General features: G+C 70.4%; 13 protein-coding genes. 7 read left to right on the forward strand and 6 right to left on the reverse strand.

The annotated features are described in order from the left end of the window. The first annotated feature begins 1 nt into the window (after position 1). On the forward strand, positions 2–1,645 hold the full coding sequence (locus FJV41_RS29765) for a CotH kinase family protein (protein WP_246137500.1): 1,644 nt from the start codon (positions 2–4) through the stop codon (positions 1,643–1,645). Positions 1,646–1,661: 16 nt separating this feature from the next. On the opposite strand, the gene pbpC is transcribed toward FJV41_RS29765, so the two are convergent. Both pbpC and FJV41_RS29775 read right to left on the reverse strand, forming a co-directional pair. Beyond that, complete coding sequence (gene pbpC, locus FJV41_RS29770; RefSeq protein WP_141645964.1) at positions 1,662–4,034, reverse strand: penicillin-binding protein 1C; 2,373 nt, start codon at positions 4,032–4,034, stop codon at positions 1,662–1,664. 1 nt (position 4,035) lies between these two features. Continuing rightward, a complete protein-coding gene (locus FJV41_RS29775) occupies positions 4,036–9,777 on the reverse strand; it encodes an alpha-2-macroglobulin family protein (RefSeq protein WP_141645965.1) in 5,742 nt (1,913 codons plus the stop codon). A gap of 262 nt (positions 9,778–10,039) precedes the next feature. Between FJV41_RS29775 and FJV41_RS29780 the strand changes: the two genes are divergently transcribed. After that, positions 10,040–10,762, forward strand: coding sequence for an RNA methyltransferase (locus FJV41_RS29780; protein ID WP_141645966.1), 723 nt, complete (start codon positions 10,040–10,042; stop codon positions 10,760–10,762). Here the strand turns inward: FJV41_RS29780 and FJV41_RS29785 are convergent. Both FJV41_RS29785 and FJV41_RS29790 read right to left on the reverse strand, forming a co-directional pair. Beyond that, entirely contained in the window at positions 10,759–10,995 is a 237-nt protein-coding gene (locus FJV41_RS29785; RefSeq protein ID WP_141645967.1) for a hypothetical protein, read from the reverse strand. The genes FJV41_RS29780 and FJV41_RS29785 overlap by 4 nt on opposite strands. A gap of 124 nt (positions 10,996–11,119) precedes the next feature. Continuing rightward, complete coding sequence (locus FJV41_RS29790; RefSeq protein WP_141645968.1) at positions 11,120–12,118, reverse strand: DUF1028 domain-containing protein; 999 nt, start codon at positions 12,116–12,118, stop codon at positions 11,120–11,122. A gap of 127 nt (positions 12,119–12,245) precedes the next feature. On the opposite strand from FJV41_RS29790, the gene FJV41_RS29795 reads away from it, so the two are divergent. Beyond that, on the forward strand, positions 12,246–12,470 hold the full coding sequence (locus tag FJV41_RS29795; RefSeq protein ID WP_246137501.1) for a hypothetical protein: 225 nt from the start codon (positions 12,246–12,248) through the stop codon (positions 12,468–12,470). Between the two features lie 5 nt (positions 12,471–12,475). Here the strand turns inward: FJV41_RS29795 and FJV41_RS29800 are convergent, their stop codons facing one another. After that, positions 12,476–13,480 carry an alpha/beta hydrolase family protein gene (locus tag FJV41_RS29800; protein ID WP_141645969.1) on the reverse strand — a complete coding sequence of 335 codons (1,005 nt, stop codon included), beginning with the start codon at positions 13,478–13,480 and terminating at the stop codon, positions 12,476–12,478. 150 nt (positions 13,481–13,630) lie between these two features. Between FJV41_RS29800 and FJV41_RS29805 the strand changes: the two genes are divergently transcribed. The 4 genes from FJV41_RS29805 (at position 13,631) to sthA (ending at position 19,709) form a co-directional block, all read left to right on the forward strand. Beyond that, positions 13,631–14,437: a pseudouridine synthase gene (locus tag FJV41_RS29805; protein ID WP_141645970.1), complete on the forward strand. Its 807-nt coding sequence runs from the start codon at positions 13,631–13,633 to the stop codon at positions 14,435–14,437. Positions 14,438–14,548: 111 nt separating this feature from the next. Continuing rightward, on the forward strand, positions 14,549–16,372 hold the full coding sequence (locus tag FJV41_RS29810) for a right-handed parallel beta-helix repeat-containing protein (RefSeq protein WP_246137502.1): 1,824 nt from the start codon (positions 14,549–14,551) through the stop codon (positions 16,370–16,372). 94 nt (positions 16,373–16,466) lie between these two features. After that, positions 16,467–18,266 (forward strand): alpha/beta hydrolase family protein, encoded by a 1,800-nt coding sequence (locus tag FJV41_RS29815; protein ID WP_141645971.1) that lies wholly within the window; start codon positions 16,467–16,469, stop codon positions 18,264–18,266. Between the two features lie 36 nt (positions 18,267–18,302). Further along, positions 18,303–19,709 carry a Si-specific NAD(P)(+) transhydrogenase gene (gene sthA, locus FJV41_RS29820; RefSeq protein ID WP_141645972.1) on the forward strand — a complete coding sequence of 469 codons (1,407 nt, stop codon included), beginning with the start codon at positions 18,303–18,305 and terminating at the stop codon, positions 19,707–19,709. A gap of 3 nt (positions 19,710–19,712) precedes the next feature. Here sthA and encD read toward each other — a convergent pair whose 3' ends face one another. Next, on the reverse strand, positions 19,713–20,039 hold the full coding sequence (encD, locus tag FJV41_RS29825) for an encapsulin nanocompartment cargo ferric reductase EncD (RefSeq protein WP_141645973.1): 327 nt from the start codon (positions 20,037–20,039) through the stop codon (positions 19,713–19,715). Positions 20,040–20,051 lie beyond the last annotated feature (12 nt).

Genomic DNA, 20,051 nt, shown 5'->3' on the forward strand with positions numbered 1-20,051 from the left:
TGTGTATAAGAGAAAGCCCGTGGACCCGCCTCCGGTGGACCCTCCGCCCGTGGACCCGCCTCCGGTGACGCCCGAGGCCCAGCGGCCCTTCACGATGCCTGCCTTGCAAGCGAGCGTGCCCGAGTACGAGCTCATCATCCCCGAGGCGGCGATGAAGAAGTTCGAGGCAGACGTGTGGACGCCGGAGCAGGACGCCGTCTTCAAGGCGGGCGGGACGACGTATCAGGTGAAGGTGCGCCTGCGAGGTGCCTCCGCGCGCTACTTCCCGAAGAAGAGCTGGAACGTGAGCTTCGCGAAGGACGCCCGGTTCGAGGGACGCACGTCACTCAACCTCGTGGCCGAGTATGCCGATGCGACGATGCTGGCGGAGAAGATGGCGTTCGACTTGATGGCCGCGATGCGCGTGCCCGCGTCCAAGGCGACCTACGTGCGCCTCAAGCTCAATGGCCAGTACCAGGGCGTGTTCCTGGACATCGAGCAGGTGAACAAGGCCTTCCTCAAGGCCCACGCCTTCGCGGACGACGATGCCACCATCTACCGGTGCGGCTGGAAGGACTGCGAGCTGAAGACGTGGAAGGTGCCCTACCAGGGTGACTGGACGAAGAAGACGAACGAGCAGCAGCCGGACGACGCGCTCCTCGCCATGCTGGACGTCATCAACCACACGCCGGAACCCCAGTTCGCCGAGGCACTGGAGAAACACCTCCAGCTCGAGCACTACCTGCGCTCCATGGTGCTGGACGCGTTGATGTCCAACAACTTCGTCGAGGACTCGGAGAGCTACTTCATCTACGACCGGGCCGTGGCGAAATGGTCCTACGTGCCCTGGGACCTCAACAACGTGGACGCGCGCTGGTGGTACCTCAATCCCGTGGAGGGAATGAGCACCAGCTCCAACAACATGCGCCACCCGCTGTTCAACTTCACGCTGACGGACGCGTGGACGGAGAGGATGTACCTGCAGCGCAAGACGGAGACGCAGTCCTATCCCGGCTACCTGCCCGTCTTCTCCAACCTGGGCACGCGTGTGCTGGCCAACCCCGCGCTGCGTGAGCAGTTGGGCGCGCGGCTCGACAAGGCGCTCGACGAGCTGTTCACCCCCGAGGTGATGAACCCGTACATCGACGCGCTGCACGCGCTTATCACCCCGCACATGCGTGGAGCCCCGTACACCGACTTCGCCCAGTTCCAGGCGGGCCGCGACTACATGAAGCGCTACGTGAAGGAGCGCCGGGCCTTCGTGGAGAAGGACTGGGCGCGGATGAAGGCCCAGGGCTCGCCCCTGGTGTTCGAGGCGTTCGACCCGGTGGCGGGCTGGGTGGACGTGGGCAACCGGGGCACGGGGGCGCTGTCGCTCAAGGGCATGGTGCTGACCACGAACCTGCGGGTGAGCCTGGCGCAGAGCGACCATGCGCCCACCCTGGTGAGGCCCCCCGTGGGCGCGGTGCTGCCGGACGTGACGGTGGCCCCGGGCGCGAAGGTGCGGCTGAAGCTCTCCGAGCTGGGCATCCAGCTGATGCCCAAGGGAGAGCTGGGCCTGTTCGACGGGAAGTCCGTCGTGGGCGTGAAGGACTTCCTCTTCTACGGCGCGCTGCGCGCAGGTCAGCAATACGAGCGCGGCGACAAGGGCTGGGAGGTCCGCTGAGCCGGAGTGCTTCGCTTTAGCGCCGCTCGCGGACGACGAGCGTGCGCTTCGCGCTGAGTCCCCGGTCATCCGTGACGAGGATTTCGTGGGAGCCCACCGAGGGCTTCCACCACATGCGCTCGTCGGCGCGCGCCGTTCCCAGGAGCGCGCCGTCCACGAACCAGGTGAGCGCGCGCTCGTGGGAGGCCTCCGCCTCCAGCGGCATCTCCTGCTGCTCCGGAGGGACTCCGGGAATCAGCAGCGCGATGTGGCCCTGGGCGGGCGAGACGATGCTGGGCGCGGCGCGCTCGCCACCGGGCTCACAGCCGGGCGCCGCCGAGGGAGGCTCCGGCAGGCGGCGGTGCTGCTCCTCCAGCCAACGGCGGATGGTGGCGGGCCAGGTGACGAACACCCGCGACTCCGTCTTCCGCCCGGCGCGGCACGTGGGCCCCACCGCGAGCCCGGAGGCCACGTCGACCTCCACGTGCTGGTGGTAGGGACAGCGGGCGGTGGGCACCGCCGAGCGCCGCGCGTAGACCTCCTTGCGCTGCGTGCAGGCCTCAGTCGGCAGATGTCCCGAGTACGCGCAGACCTCCACGCGCATCAAGTCGTCCGGCGCGTTCACTTCATCCTCCGGCAGCGAGCGGCCTCGGGGACCCACGCCCTCGAGGATGTCGAACAACAGGGGGCCCGCCGCATCCGCGCCCACCAGGTGCACGCTCGGCGAGTGGTCGAAGTTGCCCAGCCACACCACCGCCGTGTGCCGAGGTCCGGAGCCCGCGGCCCACGCGTCCCGGTGCCCGAAGCTCGTCCCCGTCTTCCAGTGCACGCGCGCGGGCAGGCCCGTCAGCCGGCGCCGCTCCGGAAAGTCCGGCCGGTCCTTCAGCGACAGGGCCTTGCGCGTAAGCCACGCCGCCCCCGGAGACATGACCTCCGCGGGGGACTCCACCGGCTGCCCTTCCTCCAGCAGGCGCAGCGGCCGCGTGCGGCCATCACCCGCGAGCGCCACGTACACCCCCGCCAGCTCCAGGGGCGTCACCTCGATGCCGCCCACCGCCGCGGACAGGCCGTAGTAGCCGGGCTCCGGGACGAGGCTGGCGACGCCGGACGTGCGCAGCGAACCCAGGAAGCGCTCCACGCCCACGCGCTCCAGGAGCCGCACGAAGGGCATGTTGAGCGACTGGGACAGCGCGTACTCCAGCCGCACGAGGCCCAGGAAGCGCCCGTCGAAGTTGCGCGGGGCATAACCGCCGTACGTCGTGGGGATGTCCGCCACGAGCTGCTCCGGCCCCACCAGCCCCAGGTCGATGCCCATGGCGTACAGCAGCGGCTTGAGCGCCGACCCCGGAGAGCGCGGCGCGGCGAAGCCGACAATCTGTCCGCCGTGCTTCTCGTCGAAGAAGTCGAAGTTGCCCACCAGCGCGAGCACCTCGCCCCGCTCGCGCTCCACCACCACGGCCGCGCCGTTGTGGACGCCGCGCGACGTCAGGTCCTTCGCCCCGTCGCGCATCACCCGCTCCACCAACCGCTGCGTGCCCGCATCCAGCGTGGTGCGCAGTCGCGTCTGCCCCGGGCGCTGAGCCCGGAGCCACACCGCCGCGTGCGGGGCCTCGCGAGGAAACGCCTTCAAGTCCAGGGGCACGGCGGAGGCATGCACCTCCGCGAGCACCTGCTCGGCCGACACCGTCGCGCCCTCGGGGCCGCGTGGGAGGGCGTGGGCCTCCAGCAGCCGTCGGGCCACGTCATCCCGGGCCGCGCGCAGCCGGGCGCGGTTCTCCGTCGTGGGGAAACGACGGTTGGGGTTCTGCGGCACCGCCAGCAGCGTGGCGATCTCCGCCGGACTCAGGTGGGCCGCCGTGTGGCCGAAGTACGCGAGCGCCGCGGCCTCCACGCCCTCCACGTTGCGACCGTACGGGACGAACTGGAGGTAGGCACCCATCACCTCCTGCTTCGTCAGACGCAGCTCCAGTTGCACCGCGCGAAAGGCCTCCACCAGCTTCGAGGTGAAGGTGCGCGGACGGGGCTCCAGCATGCGCACCAGTTGCATCGTCAGCGTGGACGCGCCCGACACCCGGCGGCCCCGCGTCAGGTTGAGCACGGCGGCGCGTGCCACCGCGAGCGGGTCCACGCCCGGGTGGGAATAGAAGCGCTTGTCCTCCAACGCGAGCAGGGCCCGGAGGTAGGCCGGGTCGATGCGCTCCGCCGGAGCGGCGATGCGCCACCGCTCGTCCGGCGCGAGGAAGACATGCGCCGGAGTGCCATCGCGGTACTCCAGCACCACCGAGGGCGGTGCGGAGAGCCGCGACGGCAGCGGCAACACCCACGCCGCCGCCACCCCCACCGCCGCGAGGCCGACGAGCCCCACGGCGAACCACACGAGCTTCTTCAGGAGGTGGCGAGCGCGGCGCATATCAGAGCAGGCTGTCCTTCCAAGGGCCGGACACCTGCACCGTGCCACCCCCCTCGCGGGCCCAGATGCGCGGGTCGTACATCGCCTCGGCCTCCGCCGTCGGCAGGGTGAAGGCCCCCGCCGTCACCGCGCGCACCGCGTACACGATGCTCTTCGACTCCCGAGCCCCGAGCGCGCCGAAGACCTCCATCCGGTCATCCCGGATGTTGACGTAGTCCGGCGTCCACAGCGCGTCCGCGCCCACCCAGTCCACCGAGCCGCCACGCCCCAGCCGCGCGTTCTCGATTTCCCAGCCCGCCGGCAGTCGGTCCACCAGCGCGATGTTCTGCACCCGCTCGTGCGTGGTGTTGGTCAGCGTCAGCTCCACGTAGATGAGCTCCGCCAGGGCCAGGGGCGACGCCTGCAGCTTCAGCTCCGTGCCGTCCTGCTTGCGATAGGTGCGCTTCAGCGTGAGGCCCTCGCCTCCGGTGCGCACCTGTCCGTCCGCGCGCACGCCCTCGCTGCTCAACACGAGGTACAGCTTCCCCGCGTCCTTGGACTTCACGTCGAGCTGGAGCTGCTTGCGCTCGCTGGCCCGAGCCAGGGCCCACGTCCGGTCCGACGCGCGCGCGTCCTTCGCCTGCAGCGACGCCACGTCCTTGCCATCCACCGTCAACACCGGCGGAGTGAACTGAGAGGCCGCGCCCTGCAGGCGCTTGCCCAGGCCCGTGATTCCCCACACCAGCTCCTGCGTCGTGTACCAGCTGCTCGTGTGGGCCTGGAGGGACTCGGCCACCATGGCCGCCAGGGGCTCCCCCGCGGCGGAGTTGCCGAAGAGGTCCTGGTACGTGCTCAGCATGAAGCCACGGCGCCGACGGTCCGAGTAGAAGGACCAGCTGTTCTTGCGCTCGTCGGTGACGGGCGACAGGTCCGGGGTGCGCAGCTCCTTCTCGTAGCGGCGGTCTCCGGCGAGCCACAGGCCGGCCTTGAGCATGTAGTCGTCCTCACGCTCCTGACCATCGAGCGCGCCCTTCTTCGACTTCTCGGCCAGCGTCTCCACCAGCTTCAACATGCGCGCCTTGCGGCCCTTGCCGGACACCGCCAGCACGTAGTGCATGTAGGCTTCTTCGCTGTTGATGCGGCCATCCGAGCGAACCGCGGCGTTCTCGTAGGAACCCATGCGGCTGCTCATCCACTGAATCGCGTCGTTCAGCCGGTCCTGCGAGACGGGGTACTTCAGCTTCTGCGCATCGAGCAGCATGTGCGTCGCGTACGCGGTGCCCCACTCCACCGGCTCCGTGGAGCCCGGCCAGTAGGAGAAGCCGCCCGAGGACGTCTGCATGGACAGCACGCGGTTGATGCCCGCCAGCACCATGTCTCCCACGGAGCCCTTCTGGGTCAGCGTGGGGTCCACGGTGTCCACCAGCTCCGACACGAAGAGCAGCGGACGCGTGGAGGACGTCGTCTGCTCGATGCAGCCATAGGGGTACTGGACCAGGTACGACAGGTGCTGGAGCGACTGCGCATAGGGATTGGTCGTCACCCACAGCGTGGAGCGCTCCGTGGTGGGCACCCAGCCCTGGAGGTGCTTGGAGAGGTCCGTCACACCCTCCGCCAGTTCGATGCGCTGCACGCGCCGCTCGCGGGGGCCCGCCGGGGACAGCGGCACATCCAGCGTCTCCTTGGACGTGTAGCCACCACCTTCCACCACGACGCTCAGCCGCGCGGCGCCCACCGCCTGCACCGCGCGCGCCTGGAAGACGAAGGTGGTGGACTTGCCATCCTCCAGCCGGGCCCGGCCCTCGCTCTTGCCCAGCAGTTGGAGCGGCGACGACGCCGTCGCGGGCTGCAACAGCCCCGGCACCGGCAGCGACTCCGCGCCCAGCGTCACCTTCACGTCCTGCGGCTTGCCGGACAGGTTGGTGACGAAGACGGGCACCTGGATTTCGTCGTTCTGCGTGAGGAAGCGAGGCAGCGTCGTCTGGAGCACCAGCGGGTCTCTCACCAGCACCTGCGCGCTCGCACGGCCCAGGCGCTTGGGTCCGGCCGTCACCACCATCACCCGCACCGCGCCCCGGTACTGCGGAATCTGGAAGGGCAGGCGCAGCTTGCCGCTGGCCGGAACCAGCACCACGCCGCTCCACAGCGCCACGGGCTTGACGGGCTGCACCCGGCCGCTCGCGTCGCTCTCCGCGTCACCACCCGTGGAGCGCGAGTTGCCGCCGGGCGGCACCAGCAGCGTCCAGCCGATGGTCTCGTAGGTGCCCACGCCAAGGGCGCGCTTGGTGAAGATCTGCTTGAGCGGGTCCGGACTCTGGAAGCGCGTGAGGGAGAGGATGCCCTCGTCCACCACAGCCACCGTGGCGAAGGTCGGCCCCTCCAACGCCCCCAGGTCCAGGTCCACGTTGAGCGTGTCGTTGGAGCGGACCTCCTTGGGCACGTTCAGCGTCACGGCTTGCGTGAAGTCCACGGGCTCCAGAGTGACGCTGGCCACGCCGAAGGCGCGGTCCGGCATGAACGCCTCGCGGGACTCCAGATGCGGGTCCTTCACGAGGAAGGTGCTCACGTAGACGTTGGGCGCGAACTGCTTGGGCGTGAAGGTCCACGTCACCTCGCCCGGCTCCACGGCCTTCCACTCGGTGGCGAGCACGCGGTCCGTCTCCGCGGTGAAGAGCATCCGGCCCTTGTACGGAGCCTTCACCTTGACGGTGATGGCCTGGCCCACGCGGGCCTGCGCCGGCACCGCGACATCCAGCGAGGTGGGCTTGAGCGGACGCGGCGTCTGGTCCACGCGCGAGCCCTCGCCCCACCAGTAGTAGCGACCCTCGCCCTCCAGCTCCAGGTCCGTCTGCGCATTGCCGGAGCGCACTCGCACCAGATAGCCCGCGGCATCTCCGCCCGGCGTCACGCTGAGGGAGAAGCGGCCGTCCACCACCTTCGCCACGGCGCTGCCCTCGCGAATCGGCCGCAGGTAGCGCTGGTAGCGGTCATACCCCTCCGACTCGTCGTAGTAGTACCCGTACTCCTCCTCCAGGCGGACGTACTCGACCTCCACCGACTTGGGCGCCAGTGAGCCGGACGTGACGACCTTGCCGTCCCAGTCCACCACCACGCCAGTCACAGTGAAGGGCTTGCCGGCCTTCACCTTCCCCACGCTGGCCTGCAGGCCCACGTAGTAGCGCTCCGGGTGCACGGGCACGCTGGCCTCGTTCACCGTGGAGCGGCCACTGCCGGACTCGAAGACGCTGACGAGCGCGCTGAGCTTCGCCGCGCCCCGCAGACCGCCCATGGCCGCCTGCGCCGGGCAGTTGAGGACCGCCTGGCCCTTCGCATCCAGCACGCCCTTGGCCTGCCCCAGCGTGACGGGACGCGGCTCCTTGCCGTCCTGGCGCCACAGGCCGTAGGTGAACTGGGCGTTCTGCTTCGGCTTGAAGTCCGACGGCAGCAGCCGGCAGTTGAGCTCCACCGGGCTTGCCTCCGCCGAGCCGCCGAAGAGATAGGCGGCCTCCACGGCGACGGGCAGCTCCACGCCCTGCACGTAGCCGGGGGCCTCGGTGGTCGCGGTCACCTTCATGCGCTCGGGGACGAACTCCTCCACGCTGAAGGCGTAGGAGGCCACGTCCCGGTCCGCGACCTTCAGCGTCACGCGGTAGCGGCCCGTGTCCTGGAACGCCTCGAAGGGAATGTCGAGCGAGACGAGTCCCGCCTCGTTCGTCTTCAGCGGCACCTTCTTCCACTCGCGCTCGCGCGCATCCACCACCACCAGCTCGACGGGCATGCCCGTGGGCGGCGCCAGGTCATCCTGGCCGCGCAGCACGGCGGCGACGTGCGCCGTGTCTCCCGGGCGGTACACGCCTCGGTCGGACCAGAGGGAGGCGCGGTAGGCCTTCTCGGAGCGGTAGGGCTCGCCCTGAACGTCCGAGTTGGCGATCTCCATCTTCAGCTCGCTGTACTTGAGGTACGTCAGCTCCTCGCCTTGACGGGCGATGAGCGCGAAGGGCTCGCTGTCGTCGGCGCCCGCCGCGGGCACCTTCAGCATGCATCCCTCGGCGCCCTTGGTGACGCAGCGGTCCACCGACTGGCCGCTCTTCTTCACGAGCGTGACTTCGACGCCGGACACCGGGTCGGTGCTCTCGATGCCGAGCGCCCAGACCCACACCTCGCCCCGGTCCGTGGAGCCGGGCGCGGGTCCGCCCCGCTTGGCCACGAGGCTCAAGTCCGTGAGGAGGATGCGCGAGGCCGCCTGGAGGTCATCCTTCTTCACGGAGACCTCCACGAGTCCGCGCGTCGTGGACGGCACCAGGTTGGCCACGTCCACGTAGGTGGTGGTCAGGGTGTCCGCGGGGGACTGGAGGGCCAGCGTCTTCTTCACCACCACGTTGGACGTGCGCTCGTCGGCGACCTCGCGCTGGTCGTCGCTCATCCAGAAGACGAGGTTCTCCGGCGGCACGTTGCGGATGGTGAGTTCCACGCTGTCCAGATTGAGGTGCTGCAGCGGCAGGTTGCGCCACGCGCTGCGCGGCAGGTAACGCCCCGCCGAGGAGAACGAGAGCTGCGGCTGCCGGGCCGGGACGGAGAGGTCCTCCACGAAGTCCGCCAGCAACGTGCCGTTGCCCACGGACGTCGTCCCCGCGCCGATGCGCAGCGAGTACACGCCGCGCTTGAAGTCACCGAAGATGCGGAAGCCGCGCCGCGAGGGGGCGACGGACACCTTCACCGGCGGCGTCAGGTGGATGGCGGCCTCGGCCGTGGCGTCGTCCAGGACACAGCCCCGGTTGCTCGAGTCCCAGTAGAACTCGTCGTAGTCCATGTTCTGCCGAGGGCTCGGCGGAGCGGACATCTCCACGTCGCGGCAGCTCACTTCCAGGTAGTGCCCGGAGGCCCCGCTCTGACGGGCGATGCCGGTGATGTCCAGCCGCTTGCCACCGCGAAGCACGAAGGTTGACTCCGCCGCGGGAGCGCGCGCCTTCCCGTCCGTGGCCGAGGCAAGCCCCGCCTGGAGGACGAAGCGCACGGAGGCCCCGCCCTTGAGGCCCGGGTGGGCCAGCTGCGCGGTGACGACGTCACGGCTGCCGGCCACGGTGCGCCACTTCACGTCGGTGATGGCCTGTCCTCCTACCTGGAAGGAGCCGCGCGAACGCAGGGCGGCCGGCTCCACCGGACCGGAGAACGCGAGGTCCAGCTCGACGCGGCCCTTGAGCAGGTCGAACTGCTTGGGCTCCATGCGGAGGAAGCGGAACGCGGGCGTCGTGAAGCGATGGGTCCACGCCCCTTCGGAGGGAGGCTTCACCACGCCAGCGTCCGTCTCCAGCGACTCCACCGTCACGGTGTATTCGGTCTCGAAGGCGAAGCCGGTGCCCGTGGCGCTGAACGTGAGCGTGGACGGCCCGCTCCATTGCAGGTTGCCCGCGACTCGGGGCGCGATGTTGACGACGGTGCCCGGCTTCACCTCGCCATCCGGCGGGCGCAGCGAGCGGGCCAGCTCGATGACGACGCGCTGGGGAAGCACGCTCTCGGTGCCCGGCGCGCTGATGATGGGCGTCACCGACTCCGGCTTGACGGGCACCGGCGCCGGGGCGGCGGCGATTCCGGCGTCTGTCCCCGTCACCCGCGGAGCCTCGGTGGTCGCGGGCGGAGGTGAGGTCGCGGGTTCCTTCTCCTTCTGGCAGCCCGCGAGCGAGGTGCCTACCAGCAGCACGGCGAAGAGCCAGCCCGCGCGTGTCGCGCGGTGCGGCGTGGTCAGGACTGAGGACTGCGAACCCATGGTTCCTCCGGAGGTACCAGCTGTTCTTCACGTGACGTGCCGACGGCGTGCACGTCTGGAATCGAGGGGGGGTGTGGTCGAACGCACACGGCCGGGACGCGGCCCCCACGCGTCCCCGAGCCCACATGGTGTACCCGGAGCCACACTCCCGGTGGCCTCCGCGCCCTCACCCGGCGGTCGATGGCGTCACGCTATAGGGGGGCCCCGCGCCCGGGTCAACGGCCCAGGCCCGAGCCCCGGAAGACGCTAAGGTGCCCCGCGCATGATGCTGCCCGTCCGTTTCGTCCTGATGCGTCCGCGCAACGCGGAGAACCTGGGTGCCGCTGCTCGGGCGTTGAAGAACTGTGGCCTCTCGGATTGGGTGTGGGTGACGCCCGAAGTGGAGGATTTGACGCCCGCGCGCCGGCTGGCGGTCCATGCCGAGGATGTTTTGGACGGCGCCCGCCGCGCCGACACCCTGGAGGAAGCCATCGCCGACTGTGTCTGGGTGGTGGGGACCAGCTCGCGCAAGGTGGAGGGCAAGCGACGACTGCCGCCGCGCTCGGTGGGTGAGGAGCTGGTGACTCGCGCGACGCAGGGCACGGTGGCGCTCGTCTTCGGAGATGAGCGCAGCGGGCTCACCAACGCGGAGGTGGAGCGCTGTCACGACCTGTCGGCCGTGCCCACCGCTCCGGAGCAGCCTTCCATCAACCTGGCGCAGGCCGTGCTGCTGTATGCCTATGAAGTCCGCGTGGCCACGCTGGCGGAGCACGCGCCGCCACCGGGTCCGCTGCCCGTGGCGGCCACTGACACGGAGCTGGCGCAGGTGGAGTCGACGCTGGGGGGCGTGCTCAGCTCGGGCGGATTCCTCATCGACGAGCAGCCGGGGCGCACGGCCTTGAGAGACCTCTTCGCGCCACTGCGTCGCTCACGGCTCACGCGCAAGGAGGCGCGGCTGTGGCTGGCCGCGCTGCACACGCTGCGCAAGCACCGGCCCTCGGGTTAGACGGAGCGGGTGGAGCGGCGTGGCCGCGACGTCGGTGGCGGACCTCGATGCCTGCGTGACAGGCGCACCGAGACCCACGCGAAGACGGCCGCGGCGATGACGAGGAGCGCGACCCAGTACCAGTAGCTGGGACCGCTGGACTCCTCGGGTGAGAGGGACACGTCCTGAGGCACCTGTGCCAGCGCCATGAACGGGACGAGCAACGCGAGCAATGGGGCCGGGGGGATGCGCATGGGTGTCCTCGTCTTGAGAACCTCTCCATCGCGCTCGGTGGACACAAGCGCTCGCGCCCGCCGTCCCACCGAGAGGAATCCCCAACGCTCGGGCCCCTGCTCCCTGTGCGGCTGAGTCCGCGATTCACTTCGCGGGCTTCGGCTTCGTGCCCGTCAGACGGGAGAGGAGCTTCGGGTCGTCCGGGAGGAGCCCCGCCGCGGGCAACCGGGTGACGAGTTCCCTCCACCGGGGGTCGGCGGTGTACGTGCGCTGGAGCAGCGGGAGGGCTTCATCCACGCGGCCCACGCCGACGAGGGAGATGGCGTGCCAGAAGACCATCTCCATGTTTCCGGGAGCGAGCTTCTCCGCCGAGGAGTACGCGGCGAGGGCCGCGTCGGTGTCCTTGTGCTCGAGGGCGAGGTCTCCCTCGTTCATGAAGTTGTACGCGCGCTGGAGGGTGACGAGGCGACGGAGTTCCTTGAGAGGCTCCGGGTGGTCCTCGATGCGCAGGTCGAAGCGACGGTCCTGCCAGGGACGGCCGGTGGACTTCGCGGAGACGACGATGAGGGCGGCGGATTGCTTGCCCCGGATGTCGCCGCCCTGGGCTTCCGCGGCTTCGAGCGCGGTGAGCATGCGCTCGGCCAGGTCGCCCTTCGAGTCGCGGTACGCCTGGGACATCGCGGGCCAGACGGTGGCCTTGTCCATCATGTTGGCCTGGACGGAGAAGCCTTCGCCCACGACGTGCCCTGCGGCGGCGATGCAGCTCCTGCCGGTGTGCGCGGAGACGCGGCCCTGCGCGTCGACCATGGCGACCTGTCGCACGTTGCTGGCGGAGTCCGCGGCGAGCAGGCCGTTGAGGGCATCGGGAGCGCTGCGTCCGGCGCGCATGAGCTCCAGGCCCAGACGACCGTAGGACGGGTCCACGAAGGACTGGGTGGCGACAGCGCCGACGCCGGCCTCGGCCCAGGGCACGGTGGCGCCCACGGAGAACCAGTGGGACTGGACGGCGACCCCCAGGTCTCCCGTCACCGGGTCTCTCGCGACGATGGAGTAGGTGTGGACGGGTCGGCGAGGGGTGAGGGCTGGCTCGGCGGCGACGGCGGGGAGCGTGAGGAGGACGAGACAGGCGGCGAGGCGGGACATGGCGGCTCCTGCGGGCGAGGAGGCGCAGGGTGGGCGAGCGGGCGGGCGACCGCAAGGCCCGGCGCGGCACGCCCGGGGGACGGCCCTACCTTTCGGGAGGAGTCCTGAACCCGCGAGAGGAGCACGCATGGATCACATGCCCTACGAGTCGATGGTGGTGGGCGACGATGAACCGGGACGCGGCGGTGGCCAGCCCCGGAAGGACGAGCGCGAGGAGGAGGCTCCAGGCCGCACGCCGCGGAAGGCCGAGGGCGACGAGCAAGAGGCAGAGCGGCGGAGACCCGAGGATGAACCGGGCAAGACTCCGGGCATGTCCGAGGGCGAGGACCCGGACACGATTCGACGTGAGTAGCGGGGTCACTCGCCGGAGCGATGGACCGCGTCTCGAATCGCTCCGCGCAGCGCCGACCCGGAGGTGATGAGCGCGGAGATGTGCCCCGCGTCCAGGATGCGCAGCTCGCTTCCGGCCCAGTGCGAGTGAAGCGCTCGCGCCTCTGACAACGGCACGAAGGCATCCCTCGCGCACGCCACGATGACGGCGGCGCTCGGCTTCGCGGGCGGCGGCAACAGACACGCATTCGCCGCGTCCAGAATCGTCGCGAGCCGCAGCCGGGCCTCCGCTTCATCCGGCGAGCCTCCCAGCTTCTTGAAGTCGATGGAGCGCCCGTGCACGCCCTTCGTGAACACGGGCGCGGGTGACGCTCCCGCCGCGAGCGCCGCGACTCCCACGGGCTCCGGCATCGTCGCCGCCGCGAGCGCCGCCATGTAGCCACCCATGCTGTATCCCGCCACCGCGACGCGCTCGTAGCCCTCCCTCCGCGCATGCGCCACGAGCGCCCGCGCCTCCTCGATGCTCGCGATGTTCATGTTCAACTGCTCGCTCACCGTGCGGATGTGCGGCCCCTTCTGCCCCGTCGCCCTGCGCGTCCCGTAGAAGGGATTCTCCAGGAAGAACAAGTCCACGCCCTCGTCGACCAACGGCGCGAAGAGCCACGTCCTGAGCCGGAATCCCTCGTCCCGCGACGAGGCCAGCACCACGCACGCATCCCGCCCACGACCTCGCGTGGAGGAGAACCACCGCACCTTGCCGCGACGAACCTCCGGAGGCAGCGCCGCCCAGGGCGACTCGAACGCGCCATCCCGGAAGCAACGCCGCCCCCGCGACTGCTCCGCCTCCCAGCTCATGGAGAGCGGGCCAGGCCGGGCGCAGAGCCGGTCCGACAGACCCGGCCCCGTGAACGCCTGCTCGTCCCCCCAGCCGTCACAGAACAGCGAGTGACTCGCCAGCGAGGCGATGAACCCATCCAGCGGATGCATCCGGGTTTCATCCCGGACAGGCGGTGTTCCGGCACGCGAGGTCATGCCCCTGACTCTACGACGACCGCTCCCGGACGTCGGCGGTGAGATGCGCCACGTCGGGGAACTGGTGATGATATGACGCCGCCCTCGCGGCGGGTCGACGACACCCGGTGCTCCCGACCCGCCCTCGCGTCACCTGCCCCCTGGAAGCCCATGCCTCGCAAGTACGACAAGCCCAAGGCCCCTCAGCAACACCAGCGCTGGGAGGGCAAGGAGAAGCCGGACTGGCTGTCGCGCGCGCTCGCCCGAGCAGGCGTGTTCCCCCAGAAGGAGGCCGACGACGCCATCCGCGCCGGCCGCGTCACCATCAACGCGCGCGTCGCGCTCATGCCCCTCGCCCCCGTGCCCCCCGGCTCCGTCGTGCGCGTGGATGGCAAGGTCGTCCCGCTGTCGGCCCCCGCCACGCGCGTGCTCGCCTTCCACAAGCCCGCGGGCGTGCTGTCCTCCACCGTGTCCCAGCACCGCACCGGCACCGTCTTCGAGGTGCTCCTGCGCCAGTTGCCCCCGGACCTGGCCGGCTACACGTGGCACGCCGTGGGCCGCCTCGACGTGGACTCCACGGGCCTCTTGCTCTTCAGCAATGACGACAAGTTCGTCGCCCACGCCACCTCCCCTGACACGCAACTGCCCAAGCGCTACGTGGCCACCGTCTTCAGCACCCCCGACGAAGAGCGCGTGGAGCCCCTCCGCCAGGGGATGACGCTCGACGACGGCCCCGCCCGCCCCGCCACCGTGCGCATCCGCGACGAGCACACCGTGGAGGTCACCCTCACCGAGGGCCGACACCACCAGGTGAAGCGGATGCTCGGCGCCGTGGGGCTCCCCGTGCGCGCCCTCCACCGCGAGGCCGTGGGTGGCATCGAGCTCAACGACATCCCCGAGGGGACCTACCGCCTCCTCACCGAGGAGGAAGTGCGCGACGGCCTGCTCTACTCGGGGCGCACCCCACCGAGCGAGTGACCTCGCGGCGCGCTCGCTCGCGCCACCCACATCCGCGACGGCGGCTGACACACCGTCCGCGACAGCAGGTTCTCTCGCGGTGAGGCCTCGCTCCGGGCAGAATCCCGGCGCATGAACGCTCTCATCCGGCAGTGGTCCTGCGCTGTCCTGCTGCTTCTCTGCGTCGCGTGTGGCGGAGGAGACGACGACACCGGGGACGACGCGGGAACAGGCGCTCCCGATGGCTCCGTGCTCCCCGACGGAGGCACGCGCGAGGACAGCGGCTCCCAGCCGGGCCCCGACGGAGGTACCCAGGCGAACCCCGACGGCGGGGCGACCAGCGCCGACGCCACCGTCCCTGGAGCCATCACCCTCCCCTTCCCGACGCTGCACCACCTGACGGTGGAGTGGGCCTTCTCCGGTGACCCCAACGCGAACGGCGTCGTCTCCGTCCGCTACCGCCCCGTCGGAACGGGCACCTGGCTGCAGGCCCTGCCGTTGCGCCGCATCCCGGCCGGAGACAACGAGGGCTTCAGCTGGGGCGCGCGCCACTCCGGCAGCGTGTTCGGCCTCCAGCCAGGGACGCGCTACGAGTTGGAGCTCACCCTCACGGACCCGGACGGAGGCTCCACCACGCGGACGGAGACGGCGACCACGCGCGCGGTGCCAGCCCCCATGGCGAGTGCTCCCGTCAAGGCGGTGACCCCCGCCACCTTCGCCACCGTCGCCTCCGGCGCGCAGCCGGGCGACATCCTCGAGCTGGGCGCGGGGACGTACAGCGCGTTCGACTGGTCTCGCAGCGGAACCGAGGGCAAGCCCATCGTCCTGCGCGGCACCACCGGCACCATCGTCACCGGCCCCATCAACCTGTTCAACCAGAGCTACGTGCACTTCGACCGGCTCACCATCAACGGCCGCGTCCGCTTCAACGGCTCGAAGCACTTCGTGCTCACCCGCTCCACCGTCAACGCCACCACCGCGAACGGAGGCGACGCCGTCGTCACCTTCCTGCGCGCGGAGAACGCCTATATCGCCGACAACGTCGTGACAGGTGTCACGCAATGGGCGGAGGCTTCGCTCGGCGTCAACGGCAACAACCAGGGTGAGGGCATCTGCGTCACGGGCCCGGGCCACGTGATTCTCAACAACCGCGTCACCGGGTTCCGCGACGGCATCTCCCTGATGGAGGACGACGCCGCGGTGGACCAGTACAGCATCGACATCCTCAACAACGACCTCATCGGCAACGCGGACGATGGAGTCGAGGCGGATTTCTGCTTCCACAACTGCCGAATCGTCGGCAACCGCCTCACCAACAACTTCATCGCCCTGTCGTCGCAGCCGAGCCTGGGCGGCCCCACGTACTTCGTCCGCAACGCCGCCTACAACACGGTGCACATCGCCTTCAAACTGTACCGGGGCAGCTCGGGCGACGTGCTGCTGCACAACACCGTGGTGAAGCATGGCGACGGACTCGGCATCACCGCGGGCAAGCCCGTGGCGAACCTGTACTCGCGCAACAACCTGTTCATCGGCGGACCGGGCGGGTCCTTCAACGGCTACAACAGCGGCAACGCCAACGGGCGGGTGCTCCACATCCCCGACCTGGTCACCGCGAGCGCCAACCTGGACCACGACGGCTTCGGCACCACGTCCGGCAACTTCACCGCCACCTGGGGTGGCAGCGCCCTGACGGGCCTGAGCGCCCTGCGTGCCAGCACCACCGAAAAGAACGCCGTGCAGGTGGACCTCGGAGTCTTCGCCGCGTCCGTCGCCTACCCCGCCGCGCCCATGACGCTGTATGCCGCGCCCGACCTGCGCCCGCGCACGGGCTCGGCCGTGGAGAACGCGGGAGCGCCCCTCGCCAACATCAACGACGGCTTCAGCGGCGCGGCACCGGACCTGGGGGCCTACGAAGTCGGAGCGCCCCTGCCCGTCTACGGCCCGCGCTCCTGACCTCACGCGAGACTTGCGCTCGCGCGGGGACGGCTCAGACTCGGGCCTCCCTCCCACTCCAGGGAGGCCCGCAGTCCGAAGCCGAGGCGCTTCCATGACCCGGTATCGACCCGCTCCGCGCTACCTCGTCCTCCTGCTGGCGCTGCTCACCACTCCTTCGGCCCGAGCCGAACAGGAGCCCGCCGCCGCGACGCTCCTCGGCGAACTGCGGAGCGTGACGGACTACGACGCGAAGGCGCCGCTCGACGTGAAGACGGTCCGCGCGCAGCGGCGCGGCGACATCACGGTGACGGAGCTGACGTACGCCAGCCCGAAGGGCGGACGCGTCCCCGCCTACCTCGTCACGCCCCCGGGCCCCGGGCCATTCGCCGGCCTCACCTTCCTGCACTGGGGACAAGGCTCGAAGAACGAGTTCCTCGACGAGGCCCTCTTCCTGGCCCGCTCGGGCGTGGTGTCGCTGCTGGTCGATGCCCCCCATGTCCGCCCGGCCCCCTGGCGTGGTTCGCTCAAGGGCGCGGCCATCTACGACTCGTCCCTTCAAATGCTGGTGGACATGCGGCGCGCGGTGGACCTGCTCGCCTCGCGGCCGGAGGTCGACGCTCGGCGACTGGGCTTCGTGGGCCACAGCATGGGCGCGATGGTGGGCGGCGCCCTCGCGGGCGTGGAGCCCCGGCTGCGCGCCTTCGTCCTGATGAATGGCGTGGGCGACTACTCCAAGAGCATCCGCGAGATGGAGTTGGACAACGAGAAGCAGCTCGCCAACGCGATGTCCAAGGAGGACTTCGCGAAGCTCGTGCGGAAGATGGCGGTGCTCGACGGCGTGGTGGGAGTCGGCCATGCGGCGCCCCGGGCGCTCTTCTTCCAGAATGGCCGCTCGGACGCCTGGGTCACCGCCGCGCAGGTCAACACGTTCATCGACGCGGCCACGATGCCCAAGCTCGCCAAGGTCTACGAAGGAGGCCATGAGCTGGGCGACGCCGCGCGCAGGGACCGGGCCCAATGGCTGCGCACGCACCTGGGCTTCGGCGAGGTACCCGCCTTCGGCCCGCCGATGATTGCCCTCCCCACGCCTCCGGAGCTCCACGGCCTCCCGCTACCCGAGTGGACCAAGGCCCGGCCCGTCCTCACCATCCCCGGCATGGAGGAGGTGCAGGTCCGCCGGGCGCTCACGTACACGCGCGCGGGCGGCCGCGACTACAAGCTGGACCTGTACATCCCGGAGGCGGTGTCCCAGGGACGCGTGCCCCTCATCGTGCTGGTCCATGGGCTGCTGCACCCGGACCTGACCCCGCTCGTGAGAGACCTGCCCGCCTTCGCCGGTCAGGCCCGCTGGCTGGCCACACAGGGCTTCGCGGTGGCGCTGGTGGAGCTGGGCTCCCCGTCCACGGGCATCGAGAAGTCACAGTGGCTCACACGCGTCGCCGACCTCCAGAAACGCGTGGACGCGGCGCTGGCCTTCGTGCGCAAGCAGGCGGCGACGGAGCCGCTCGACGCGGACCGCGTCTGCCTCATGGCCATGTCCGCCGGAGGGCTCTGGGGGCTGTCTCCCGCGTTGAGCAAGGCGCCTCCCGCCTGGTTGCGCTGCGCGGTGGCGTGGTACCCCCTGCTCGGAGGCCCGGACGTGCCCCGGGGCCTCGGGCCCATGGACGGCCTGAAGGCAGCGAATGCCCGGAAGGTGCCGCCGCTGCTCGTGCTGCGCGCCGGCCTGGACACCCCTCCGCTCAACGCGGCCCTCGACGACTTCGTCAAGGAGGCCCGGAGCCGAGGGGCCCCCCTCACGCTGATGGAGCTTCCGGAGGGTCACCACGGCTTCGAGTTGACGGACGACGTGGAGGACTCGCGCGAGGCGATGCGCAAGACGGCCCTCTTCTTCGAGGAACATCTCCTTCCGTGACTTCAAAGGTCGCGTGGCCTCGCGTACCTTCGCCCCATGGTGGACTTTGACCTGGTGGTGATTGGCTCCGGCCCGGCCGGCGAGTGGGGCGCGGTGCAGGCCGCGATGGCGGGCAAGCGCGTCGCGGTGGTGGAACGGGAGTCGGTGCTGGGCGGCACGGCGGCGAACACCGGCACGCTGCCCTCGAAGACGCTCCGCGAGACGGCGCTGCACCTGTCCGGCCTCAAGGCCCGAGGCCTCTACAGCGTGGAGACCACGCTGCGCCACGAGGCCACCGTCTCCGACTTCCTCTACCGCGAGCGCCGCGTGAAGGGCATGGAGCGCGAGCGCATTGGCCACAACCTCCAGAAGCATGGCGTCCAGGTGTTGCAAGGCGTCGGCTCGTTCGTGGACGCGCACACCGTGCGGGTGTGCCGCAAGGGCGCGGAGGACCTCCTGCTCACCGGCTCCGTCATCCTCGTCGCCACCGGCTCCTCCCCGTACCGGCCTCCGCTGTATCCCTTCGGCGACATCCGCGTGCACGACTCGGACGAGGTGCTGGAGATTGGACGGCTCCCCAGCTCGCTCGTCGTCGTGGGCGGCGGCGTCATCGGCTGCGAGTACGCGTGCATGTTCGCCGCGCTGGGCATCCCCGTGACGCTGGTGGAGGTGAAGCCCGAGGTGCTTCCCTTCCTCGACGACGAAATCTCCGCGCTGCTCGCCCAGCGCATGGAGGCGCTCGGCATCCGCCTGCGCTTCGGCCAGACGGTGGAGAAGGTGGACGTGCCCGCCGCGTGCGAGGTGCCCATCCGCCTGACGCTCTCCTCCGGGGAGGAGGTGGACACCGACCAGGTGCTGGTGGCCTCCGGTCGCTCGGCGAACACCTCGGGCCTGGGGCTCCAGGACATCGGCGTGAAGCTGGGCGCTCGCGGACAGGTGGAGGTGGGCCCCAGCTTCCAGACGGCGGTGCCCCACATCTACGCGGTGGGCGACGTCATCGGCTTTCCCGCCCTGGCCTCCACCTCCATGGACCAGGCGCGCATCGCCGTGGAGCACGCCTTCACGTTGGAAGGCCCGCAGGCCCTGGCCACGGTGCTGCCCTACGGCATCTACACCATCCCCGAAGTCTCGATGGCCGGGGAGACGGAAGAGGGGCTGCGCGCGAAGCGGGTGCCCTACGTGGCCGGCCGCGCCGCCTTCGCCACCAACCCGCGCGGGCAGATCATCGGAGAGATGTACGGCCTGTTGAAGCTGCTCTTCCACCGCGAGAGCCTGAAGCTCCTGGGCGTGCACGTCATCGGAGAGCAGGCCTCGGAGCTGGTGCACGTGGGGCTGGTGGCGATGCTCACCGGCTCCACCGCGCGGCTGTTCATCGAGACCTGCTTCAACTACCCGACGCTGTCGGAGGCCTACAAGGCGGCCACGTTCGACGCGCTGGACCACCTCAAGCACGGCACCGTCTGAGGCTCAGCGGCGGCGGGGAGGATTCACGCTCCCCACGCTCTTCAGACTGCCCACGGTGAGCCCCGAGGGGCTCGGCGCCGTCTCGTGGACCTCGTCCGCGGAGGACCGGGCCAGCGCGCGCGGCGCGGCCCCGCTGTCCACGACTGTCCCGGCGGCACCGCGAAGCAGCTCCCGGGCGCGCTGCCAGCGGACCTTCTCCTCCGCCATCAACCGCGTCAGCTCCTCGCGGGCGGAGCCCTCCGGAAGCTCGGCCGCGGCGGCGGCGACCTTGTCCAGGAAGGGCAGCAGGTAGCCGAAGTCCTTGTCGAAAGCGCTGGGGTTCGTCGCCACGTCCGTCCTCCT

Source organism: Myxococcus llanfairpwllgwyngyllgogerychwyrndrobwllllantysiliogogogochensis, assembly GCF_006636215.1.
GTDB lineage: Bacteria > Myxococcota > Myxococcia > Myxococcales > Myxococcaceae > Myxococcus > Myxococcus llanfairpwllgwyngyllgogerychwyrndrobwllllantysiliogogogochensis.